The organism is Nocardia sp. JMUB6875 (genome assembly GCF_041154655.1).
Taxonomy (GTDB): Bacteria; Actinomycetota; Actinomycetes; order Mycobacteriales; family Mycobacteriaceae; genus Nocardia.
This window is the reverse complement of the sequence record NZ_BAAFGR010000107.1, coordinates 18,209-28,345: the sequence shown is the minus strand read 5'-3', so window position 1 is coordinate 28,345 and position 10,137 is coordinate 18,209. Positions and strand designations below refer to the sequence as shown.

Genomic DNA, 10,137 nt, shown 5'->3' with positions numbered 1-10,137 from the left:
GGGTGGGGCTGGAACGGGGCGTTCTTGGGGTCGACCGGATCGCCCGGGGTACCGCCCAATTGGCCGAGCGCGCCCTCGACGCCCGCGTAGCGGGGACCGAACGGGGTGTCGGTGAGGAAGTTCTTGGCCAGGCGCGCCGCGGTGAGATCGAAGGTGATCTTCACATTGAGGTAGTCGCCCTTGATGGCGCCGTCCATCTGGTGCATGGGGAACGGGAAGGTGAGCAGCATGCTCAACGCCGAGGTGAGATTGCTGCCGGTGTTCGCGATCTGCTCCAGCGCGGGCCAGAGATTGGCCAGGTTGGCCTTCAGGTCCGGACCGCCCTGCTGCACGATCTTGTCCACGGAATCACTCAGACCACCCAGGGCGGTCAGGGTTTTGGTGATGTTCTCGCGCCGATCGGCCAGCACGGTCAGCGCCGGATGGATGTTGTCGATGGCACTGGCCACCCGATCCTTCTGCTGGGCCAGGATTCCGGAGAACCGGTCCAGCCCGCCCATAGCGGCGATGATGTCCTTGGTCTGACCGTCCAGCGTGCCGATGAGCGAGTTCAACTGCGGCAGCAGATCCCGGATCGCGTCGGTGCGCCCGGAGAACGCCTTGTCGAGCTCGCCGGTGATGTTCTCGAGCTGGCTGATGCCGCCGCCGTTGAGCACGACCGACAGCGAGGACAGCGTCTGCTCGGTGGTCGGGTAGGCGCCCGCCCGCTCCAGCGGGATGACGTCGCCGCCCTTCAATTCACCCTGTGCCGCAACCTCGGTCGGCGCGGCGAGTTCGACGTGGTTGCTGCCGAGCAGCGAGGTCTGGCCGATCTTGGCGACGGCGTTGGCGGGCAGCTTCACGCCCTTGTCGAGGCTGACGGTGACCAGCGCGTGCCAGCCCTCCACGTCGATCCCGGTGACCGTGCCCACCGTGACGTCATTGACCATGACCGGCGAATTGCGGGTCAGCGTGGTCACGTTCGGCATCTGGATCTTCACCTGCCACGCGCCCTCCCCGGTGCCGGCGGCGCCGGGCATGGACAGCGAGTTCAGGCCGTCCCACTCACATCCGGTGGCGCCCAGGGCGATCGCGATCCCGATCGCCAGACCCGCCACCTGTTTGCGGCCGCGAATGTTCTTCATCAGTTGCCTCCCGGGAGCGCCAGATCGGCGAGGCTCTTGGGCACGGTGACCTGAGCGTTGGCACGGGCCGCGAGTTCCGGTGTGCTGTATTTGATCTGATCGGGGCGCGCACCCGCGGCGGTGGCCGGGCTGAGCATGAACGGCAGGTAGTTCATGGCCAGGTTGCCGAACACCGGTCCCAGGATCTGGGAGCACAGATTCGCGCTCTTGTCGGACTCGTTGTCCTGCAACGCCGCGATCGAACCGCACAGGAAGCTCATCGGATCGGCCATATTGGTGAGCACCGGGTAGCCGGTCACCGAGCCGGTCGCGGGCTTGTAGATCTGATAGAAGTTCGTGAGCGCGGTGGGACCGGCGTGCAGCACCTGCTCGAGCTGGGGCCGCTTGTCCACCAGCAGCTGGAGCACATCGGTCATCCGCTCCAGGCTGTCGGTGAGCGCACCGCCGCGCGACTCGATGAAGCGGCGCACATCCGAGACCGCACCGTCCAGATTGTCCAGTGCCGCACCGAGATCGGTGGACACGCCCGCCAGCACCGAGGACACCGACGCCAGCCGCCCGCCGAACTGCACGATCTGATCGTTGCTGTGCGACAGGGCGTCCACGAACACCTGCAGGTTGCGGATGGTCGCGAACAGGTCGGTGCGGCCGTCGGAGAGCGTGGTCAGCGCCCCGGACAGCTCCTTGAGCGCATCGCGGAACGCCTGGCCGTTGCCGTCCAGGTTATTGGCGGCGGTGTCGACGAAACGCCCGAACGAGCCCTGCTTGTCCTGGCCGACCGGGCCGAGAGTGGTTGCCAGCTTGTTCAATTCGGCCTTGATGTCATCCCATTCGACCGGGATGGCGGTGTGCTCGATCGGGATGGTCCCGCCGTCCTTCAGCTTCAGACCGCCGGTGTAGGCGGGCGCGAGCTGAATGAATCGGGCCGAGACCAGCGATGGCGAGACCAGTACGGCCTTGGCGTCGGCCGGAATGTCGATGCCGCGGTTCAGCGTCATCTTGACCGTGACCCGGTCCTTGCCCGGATCCACCGAATCGATCTTGCCGACCTTCACCCCGAGGACCCGGACCTCGTCATTGGCGTACAACCCGCTGGTGGACGGGAAATACGCGGTGACCTTGGTCGTGCCGATCCGGCTCACGACCGCGTATCCGGCGCCGACCACGATGGCGACCAGCGCCACCACCGCGGCGACCCGCGCCCAGCGGGGCATCGTTCCAACTTTGCGCAGTGCGTTCATTTACCCGGCTCCGTCTGTGCCGGGGAGATGACCGGCGGGAAGTCTTTCAGGTAGTGCTGGAGGTCGGCGGGCAGATGCTCCGGCCACACCATCGAGTCGATCAGCATCTGGATGTAGCTGCTGTTCGCGTTGACGATGTAGGCCTGGAAGTAGGGGCCGCTGCCGACCTGCTCACCCAGCGCACCCGCGTAGGGGCCGAGGGCGTCGAGCGCGTCGGAGAGGTTCTGCTTGTTCCGCTGCAGCACCCCGAGCACCGAATTCAGCTTGTCCAGTGTGGGTTTGAGCTGCGCCTCGTTGTCGTTGACGAATCCGGTGAGCTGCTGGGCCAGCGAGTTCACGTAGGTGATGAGCTGGCCGAGCGCCGTCTTGCGCGCGTCCAGCTCGCCCAGCAGGCTGTTGCCGTCCACTAGCAGCGCGTTGATCTCCGAGGCCCGGTCGGACAGCACCTTGGTGACGCTCTGCGCCTTGCCGAGCAGATCGGTCAGCGCCTGATCGCGCGTATTGATGCTGCGCGACAACGCCGTAATGCCGTCGAGCGCGGAGCGCAGCGGCGCGGGAGTGTCCTTGAAGGTGTCCGACAAGGTGTCCAGGGTCTTGTTGACCTGATCCATGTCCAAACCCTTGACGGTGTTGGACAGATCGCCGAGCGCGTCGTTCAGCGAGTACGGAGAGGTGGTTCGGTCCAACGGAATCGTGGACTGCCCGCGCAGCGTGCCCTCGCCCGCGGGGGTGACCTCGAGCGACTTGCGACCCAGCACCGTGTTGGTCTTGATCGCGGCGGAGGTCTTGTTCCCCAACGAGATTCCCTCGTCGAGGGTGAACCGCACCTTCACCTTGGCGCCGTCCAGCTTCACGTCCTCCACTCGGCCCGATTTCACGCCGGCGACCTGAACCTGGTCGCCGGGGAGCAGGCCGCCCGCATCGGCGAACAGCGCCGAGTACTCGGCGCCGGACCGCACGAAGGGCAGCCGATCGAACTGCAGCGACGCCAGCGAGACGGTCGAGGCGAGCACGACACCGATGATGCCGACATTGATCAGGGGCGAACGCTCGGTCACTTGCCGCACCTTCCGGTCGTCTGGCCACCGGGCAGTTTCACGTGCAGCGGCTTACCGTCCGGACCGTCGATGAGCAGGTCGGTCGGACAGGCGTAGATGTTCAGGAACGAACCGTAGGAACCGATGCGCACCAGCTTCTTGTAGGCGTCGGGCAGGTTCTCGATGATCCACTGCAGCTCGTCGGTGTTGTCGTCGAGCAGGCTCGCGGTCCGGCCGAGCTGATCGAAGCTGGCCTTCAGATCCGGCCGGGCCGTCCGCAGCAGATCGGTGAGATCGCCGGTGGCGCCGGAGATCCGGGGAATGGCGTCGCCGATCGGATCCTTGTCCGCGGCCAGACCGCTGACCAGTCGCTGCAATTCGTCCAGCGTGCTGCCGAAGGCCTGATTGCGGTCGTCGATGGTGGACAGCACCGTCTTCAGGTTGTCGATCACGCTGCCGATCAGAGCGTCCTTCTCCGCCAGCGTCTTTCCGAACGAGCCCGAGCTGTTCAGCAGTGCCACCAGCGTGCCGCCCTGGCCCTGGAAGACCTGCAGCAGCGCGCTGGTCAGGTCGTTGACCTGACCCGGATCCAGGCCGCGCAGCAGCGGCTTGAATCCACCCAGCAGCATGTCCAGGTCCAGCGCGGGCTTGGTCCGCTCGACCGGGATGGTGCCGTTCTTGCCGAGAGTCTGTGTGGTACCGGGTCCTTCGAGCAATTCCATATACCGGTCGCCGACGAGATTCTCGTAGCGGATCGTCGCCTGGGTGCTGGCGTAGACCTTGTACTTGCGATCCACGTCGAAGTCGACGTGCGCCAGCTTGTCCTTGCCCACGTACACCCGGCTCACCGAGCCGACCGGCACACCCGCGATGCGCACCTTCGAGCCGGGCAGCATGCCCGACGAGCTGGTGAACACCGCGTGGTAGCCGTTCTCACGGGCAAAACGCATCTGCGAGAAGATCACTCCGAGCATGGCCAGCACCAGCACCATGACGAGGGTGAACAGGCCGAGCTTGACGGTGACGGCGCGAGGTTTGAACTTCACTTGCCGCCTCCCGACATTCCGGGCATGCCCGCGTACAGCAACTGGAAGACATTGGCATTGATGTGCAGCGGTCTGGTCTCCGGATGCCACGCCTCGCCCTCGGAGGTGTCGACCACCAGGAAGCCGTTGGGGACGCCCGGCACATTGTCGAGCACACCCTCGCAGTGCGGGCCGCCGGAGGCGTTCACCTTCGGCAGATCCTGCGGATACTTGTAGGGCTCACCGCCGGGCATGATGCTGGCGTTCATGTTGACCGCCGGGTACCGGCCACCGAACATGTCGGCGACGAGCGGCATGTTCGAGCCGAGACCGACGATGGTGCAGTAGATCGCCGAGCGGTACTCGTTGAGGATTCCGGTGGTCGGCCGCAGTAGCGCCAGCGCCTGGACGACCGGTGATCCGATCTCGTTCAGGATCGGGGTCGTGGTGTCGGACAGCCCGATCAGATCGGTGAGCATGGCGTCGATGCGCTGCTGCTCGTCCACGATGGCCTTACCGGTGACCACCGCATTGTCGGTGGTGCGCAGCAGATCCGGCACGGTGTCGGCGTAGGTGCCGCTGACGATCGTGGTCTTCTGCAGATCGGTCTGCAGGGTCGGCAGCGACGGATTGATCTGCTGCAGGAAGGCATCGGCGTCGACCAGCGCCTGGCCGAGCTTGTCGCCGCGACCCTGCAGCGCGGTGCCGAGAGCCGTGAGCGTCGCGTTCAGCTTCTCCGGCTGCACCTTCGCCAGCACGTCGTTGAGGTGCTGGAAGATGGTGTTGAACTCGACGGTCACCGACTGCGCCCGCACGGTCGCGCCCGGCCGCAGCGAATCGGCCGAAGGCTGCTCCGGCGCAACGAAGTTGATGTACTTGGCGCCGAACACGGTGGTCGAGTTGATGTTCACGGTGGCGTTGGCCGGGACCAGCTTCAGCTTGTCCGGGTCGAGGGCGAGTTCGATCCGCGCGCTGCCGTCGGCGTTGTCACCGATGGACTTGACCCGCCCGATCTCGACACCGCGGATCTTCACCTTGGCGTCGCGATCCATGACCAGGCCGGCGCGCGGCGCCGAGACGGTCACCTTGACCGTGTCCTGGAAGCCGCCGGCGAACATCACCAGGCACAGCGCGACGGCCCCGACGAGGACCAGCACCATGCCCGCACCCGCCAGGCGAATCACCCAGCCCTGTTCGAGATATCGCTTGGGCTGGAGTTTTGCGACGAACGGCGAGCCGATCGGGCTCGCCACGCCGTCTTGTGTCTGAACCATGTCCCGCCCTACCCGGAGAGATGGAAATTGCCGGAGGTGCCGTAGATGGCCAGCGACATCAGCAGCGTCACCATGACGACCGCGATCAGCGAGGCCCGCACCGCATTGCCTACCGCCACGCCCACGCCCACCGGACCGCCCGCGGCGTGATAGCCGTAGTAGGTGTGGATCAGCATGACCGCCATGGCCATGAAGATCGCCTGCGCGAACGACCAGAGGATATCGCTGGGGATCAGGAAGGTGGAGAAATAATGGTCGTACACACCGGCGGACTGGCCGTAGATCACCACGGTCGCAAAGCGACTCGCGATGAAGGAGGCGATGACCGCCAGTGAGTAGAGCGGGATGATCGCGATGATGCCCGCCAGCATCCGGGTGCCCACCAGGAACGGGATGGGCCGGATGGCCATCACCTCCAGGGCGTCGATCTCTTCGGAGACGCGCATGGCGCCCAATTGCGCGGTGGTGCCGGCGCCCAGCGTCGCCGCCAGGCCGATGCCCGAAATCACCGGCGCCGCAATGCGAACGTTGATGAAGGCGGCGAAGAAGCCGGTCAGGGCCTCGACGCCGATATTGCCGAGCGAGCTGTAGCCCTGCACGGCGATGGTGCCGCCGGCGGCCAGGGTCAGGAAGCCGACGATCACGACGGTGCCGCCGATGACCGCCAGAGCGCCTGTGCCCATGGAGATCTCGGCGATCAGCCGGATGGTCTCGGTGCGGTAGTGGACCAGCGCCTTGGGCACCGAGCCGATCGAGCGCCCGTAGAACACCGCGTGCTTGCCGACGGAGTCCAGGCTCTCGGAGAAACGCCGAAAGCGGTTGGTCACCTTCGGAAAACGAGATTGGATCACGAACGCCATCTGATCACCGCGCCGTGAACTTGATGCCAACGGCGGTTACCACGACGTTGATGACGAACAGCGCCATGAAGGCGAACACGACGGTCTGGTTCACGGCGTCGCCCACACTCTTGGGACCGCCCTTGACGTTCAGACCGAGGTAGCAGGCGACCAGTCCGGCGACGAGACCGAACAGCGTGGCCTTCACCTGCGAGATGACGAGCTCGGGCAGGTGGGTCAACAGGGTGATGCCGTTGACGAACGCACCGGGATTGACGCCCTGCAGGAAGACGGAGAAGAGGAAGCCGCCCAGGATGCCGATGGTCGACACCAGGCCGTTGAGCAGGAAGGCCACGAACATCGAGGCCAGCACCCGCGGCACCACCAGACGCTGCACCGGATCGATGCCGAGCACCCGCATGGCGTCGATCTCCTCGCGGATGGTGCGCGCGCCCAGATCCGCGCAGATGGCGGTCGCGCCCGCACCGGCCACGATGAGCACCGTGACCATGGGGCCGATCTGGGTGACCGAGCCGAAGGCCGCGCCCGCGCCGGACAGGTCGGCCGCGCCGATCTCCCGCAGCAGGATGTTGAGGGTGAAGCTCACCAGCACGGTGAACGGAATGGCGACCAATAGGGTCGGGACGATGGAAACCCGGGCGATGAACCAGGACTGATCGATGAATTCCCGTCGCTGAAACGGGGGCCGTACCGCGGCGCGAGCAACATCGCCGGCGAGTTCGAAGAACCCTCCGACCGCCCGCAGCGGTACGGCAAGGACTTCATTCATTCCCGCTATTCCTCCTGCCCCTGCCTAGCGATAGCAACCGAGATTTGAATGTGATCTCGGTCCCGCTCGAAGATTAGAACACGTTCTCGTACGGTTCGGGAAGGTTTTCCTGGTTAGAACAGGTCTTCTTTCTGAACTAACGTCCAGTTTTGAGAACATGTTCACCCCATGCTAACCATCAAGATATGCCACACTGTGAGGCGACACACATAGTTGATCCCCATTCCTACCAACGATCGATCCCGTGATCAACCGCAGGGCCGGAGGCTGGGCCGGATATACGGAAACTCGCAGCCCCCGGCGGGGAAACTGAGGTAACCCTCAGCCCAGATCCTTCAGCGAGGAAGCGGAAAACGAAGCGTCCGAACCGCGTTCGGCGAAATAACCGCCCAGGCTCGCGGCGAGGCCCTCGCGGGTCCACTCGCCCTCGGCGTCGAAGCGCCGCTCGACCACCGGGGCGGCCATCAGGGCCACCATCGGGCCGTAGACAACGAAGAGCTGACCAGAGATCGATTCGGCCGCGGGGGAAGCCAGGAAGGCCACCAGCCGCGCGACATGATCGGGGGACAGCGGATCCGGCCCCTCGTCGGGGGCGGCGGAGAAGACGTTCTCGGTCATGGCCGTGCGGGCACGGGGCGCGATGGCGTTGGCACGCACGCCGACCTGCTCCAGGGCCCGGGCCGCCGACAGGGTCAGCGCGGTGATACCGGCCTTGGCCGCACCGTAATTGGCCTGTCCGGCCGGGCCGAGCAGACCGGCCTCCGACGAGGTGTTGATGATCCGGCCGTAGACCGGGGCGCCCGTCTCCTTGTATTTACCGCGCCAGTACGCGGCGGCATTGCGGGTCAAGAGGAAGTGACCGCGCAGGTGCACCGCGACGACGGCGTCGAAATCCTCGTCGGACATGTTGAACAGCATCTTGTCCCGGGTGATCCCGGCATTGTTCACCACGATGTCCAGCCCGCCGAGGCTCTCCTCGGCGGTGCGGATGAGGGCGTCGGCGGTGGCGCGCTCGGCAATGCTGCCGGCCACGAACTCCGCCTTGACGCCCAGCGCCCGGATGTCGGCGAGGGTTGCGCTCGCCGCGTCGTTTTCGGCAAGGTCGTTGACGACGATCGAAGCGCCGGCCCGGGCCAGCTCGAGGGCTTCGGCCCGGCCGAGCCCGGCGCCCGCGCCGGTGACGATGGCAACCCGGCCGGAAAGACTTACATCAGAATCGCTCACCGGGCCGACTCTAGAACGTGTTCCACCCGGCGGGCAAGCATCCGCTCAGACCAGCTTCAGCGCCGCCTTGGGGCACTGCGCCACGGCCGACTCGATATCGCGGCGGTTGGCCTCGGTGACCTCGGCCTCGTTGACGAACAGATTGTCGTCGTCATCGAGATCAAAGACGTCAGGGGCGATTCCGACGCAGATTCCGTTGGCTTCGCACTGATCGAAGTCGACGATGACCTTCATGTTTCTCTCCTTAACCACTGGTTGTGCCCGAGCCTAACAACCAGACCCGCGCGCAACCAGCAAAGTAGCCCTAACCGGAACCAATACTGGAACATGTTTCACTTGCGTGCGATGATCGGCTGAACCGAGAAACGAAGGCTAGAGGTACTCCTATGCGTATCGCCTACACGCCGCAACAGGAACAGCTGCGTGCCGAGCTACGTGACTATTTCACCAAGCTCATCACTCCCGAACGGCGGCAAGCGCTTTCGGCGCAGACCGGCGAATACGGCGAGGGCAACGTCTACCGCGAGGTCGTCGAGCAGATGGGCCGCGACGGCTGGCTCGCCCTGGGCTGGCCCAAGGAGTACGGCGGCCAGGACCGCTCCACCATGGATCAGCTGATCTTCACCGACGAGGCCGCCATCGCGGGCGCCCCGGTGCCGTTCCTGACCATCAACTCGGTGGCGCCGACGATCATGCACTACGGCACCGAGGAGCAGAAGAAGTTCTTCCTGCCCAAGATCGCCGCCGGTCAGCTGCATTTCGCCATCGGCTACTCCGAGCCGGGCGCGGGCACCGACCTGGCCTCGCTGCGCACCGCCGCGGTCCGCGACGGCGACGACTGGATCATCAACGGCCAGAAGATGTGGACCTCCCTCATCGCCTACGCCGATTACATCTGGCTGGCCGCGCGCACCGACCCGAATGCCAAGAAGCACAAGGGCATCTCGATGTTCATCGTGCCGACCACGGCGGAGGGCTTCTCCTGGACGCCGGTGCACACCATGGCCGGGCCGGACACCAGCGCCACCTACTACCAGGACGTGCGGGTCAAGAACTCCGACATGGTGGGCCCCGAGAACGGCGGCTGGGCGCTGGTCACCAACCAGCTCAACCACGAGCGCGTCGCGCTGACCTCGTCGGCGCCGCTGGCCCTGGCGGTCGCGCAGGTCACCGAGTGGGCCCGCAATACCAAGTCCGCCAACGGCTCCCGCGTCATCGACCAGGAATGGGTGCAGATCGCGCTGGCCAAGGTGCACGCCAAGGTCGAATACCTGAAGCTGACCAACTGGGAGATCGCCTCGCGCGCCGATCAGGGCGGCGATGCCGCGCCGCGCCCGTGGGACGCCTCGGCCACCAAGGTGTACGGCACCGAGCTGGCCACCGAGTCCTACCGCGCGCTCATGGAGATCCTCGGCCCGCAGGCCTACCTGCGCCAGGATTCCGCCGGTTCGCAGCTGCGCGGCCGCCTCGAGCGCATGCACCGCGCCTGCCTGATCCTCACCTTCGGCGGCGGCACCAACGAGGTGCAGCGCGACATCATCGCCATGACCGCCCTCAAGCAGCCCGCCGCGGCCCGCTGAACG

General features: G+C 65.7%; 10 protein-coding genes. 1 reads left to right on the top strand and 9 read right to left on the bottom strand.

The features are described 5' to 3' along the window. The 9 genes from ACAM49_RS25405 to ACAM49_RS25365 all read right to left on the bottom strand — a co-directional run. The coding region (locus ACAM49_RS25405; RefSeq protein WP_369638072.1) for an MCE family protein at positions 1–1,124 on the bottom strand (1,124 nt) is incomplete at its 3' end. Next, positions 1,124–2,365 (bottom strand): MCE family protein, encoded by a 1,242-nt coding sequence (locus ACAM49_RS25400; protein WP_369638071.1) that lies wholly within the window; start codon positions 2,363–2,365, stop codon positions 1,124–1,126. The genes ACAM49_RS25405 and ACAM49_RS25400, both read right to left, overlap by 1 nt. Next, entirely contained in the window at positions 2,362–3,423 is a 1,062-nt protein-coding gene (locus ACAM49_RS25395; protein WP_369638070.1) for an MCE family protein, read from the bottom strand. The genes ACAM49_RS25400 and ACAM49_RS25395 overlap by 4 nt, the downstream gene beginning before the upstream one ends. Continuing rightward, positions 3,420–4,448 carry an MCE family protein gene (locus tag ACAM49_RS25390; RefSeq protein ID WP_369638069.1) on the bottom strand — a complete coding sequence of 343 codons (1,029 nt, stop codon included), beginning with the start codon at positions 4,446–4,448 and terminating at the stop codon, positions 3,420–3,422. Before ACAM49_RS25390 ends, ACAM49_RS25395 begins: the two co-directional genes overlap by 4 nt. Then, a complete protein-coding gene (locus ACAM49_RS25385) occupies positions 4,445–5,701 on the bottom strand; it encodes an MCE family protein (RefSeq protein WP_369638068.1) in 1,257 nt (418 codons plus the stop codon). Before ACAM49_RS25385 ends, ACAM49_RS25390 begins: the two co-directional genes overlap by 4 nt. Before the next feature lie 8 nt (positions 5,702–5,709). Then, the gene (locus ACAM49_RS25380) at positions 5,710–6,561 is read right to left on the bottom strand and encodes an MlaE family ABC transporter permease (protein ID WP_369638067.1); all 852 of its coding nucleotides are present in this window, start codon (positions 6,559–6,561) and stop codon (positions 5,710–5,712) included. A 4-nt stretch (positions 6,562–6,565) separates the two neighbouring features. Beyond that, positions 6,566–7,330, bottom strand: a complete 765-nt coding sequence (locus ACAM49_RS25375) for an ABC transporter permease (protein WP_040803138.1) — start codon at positions 7,328–7,330, stop codon at positions 6,566–6,568. Between the two features lie 321 nt (positions 7,331–7,651). Beyond that, positions 7,652–8,554: a 3-oxoacyl-ACP reductase gene (locus tag ACAM49_RS25370; protein WP_369638066.1), complete on the bottom strand. Its 903-nt coding sequence runs from the start codon at positions 8,552–8,554 to the stop codon at positions 7,652–7,654. 45 nt (positions 8,555–8,599) lie between these two features. Continuing rightward, the gene (locus tag ACAM49_RS25365; RefSeq protein ID WP_040803134.1) at positions 8,600–8,788 is read right to left on the bottom strand and encodes a ferredoxin; all 189 of its coding nucleotides are present in this window, start codon (positions 8,786–8,788) and stop codon (positions 8,600–8,602) included. A gap of 152 nt (positions 8,789–8,940) precedes the next feature. Between ACAM49_RS25365 and ACAM49_RS25360 the strand changes: the two genes are divergently transcribed. Next, positions 8,941–10,134: an acyl-CoA dehydrogenase family protein gene (locus ACAM49_RS25360; RefSeq protein WP_369638065.1), complete on the top strand. Its 1,194-nt coding sequence runs from the start codon at positions 8,941–8,943 to the stop codon at positions 10,132–10,134. The last annotated feature ends 3 nt before the right edge of the window (positions 10,135–10,137 follow it).

Bases quoted from the DNA above. Each gene is read 5' to 3' on its own strand.
- ACAM49_RS25400 (WP_369638071.1), bottom strand. From the start codon at position 2,365: ATGAACGCACTGCGCAAAGTTGGAACGATGCCCCGCTGGGCGCGGGTC.
- ACAM49_RS25385 (WP_369638068.1), bottom strand. From the start codon at position 5,701: ATGGTTCAGACACAAGACGGCGTGGCGAGCCCGATCGGCTCGCCGTTC.
- ACAM49_RS25380 (WP_369638067.1), bottom strand. From the start codon at position 6,561: ATGGCGTTCGTGATCCAATCTCGTTTTCCGAAGGTGACCAACCGCTTT.
- ACAM49_RS25375 (WP_040803138.1), bottom strand. From the start codon at position 7,330: ATGAATGAAGTCCTTGCCGTACCGCTGCGGGCGGTCGGAGGGTTCTTC.
- ACAM49_RS25365 (WP_040803134.1), bottom strand. From the start codon at position 8,788: ATGAAGGTCATCGTCGACTTCGATCAGTGCGAAGCCAACGGAATCTGC.
- ACAM49_RS25360 (WP_369638065.1), top strand. From the start codon at position 8,941: ATGCGTATCGCCTACACGCCGCAACAGGAACAGCTGCGTGCCGAGCTA.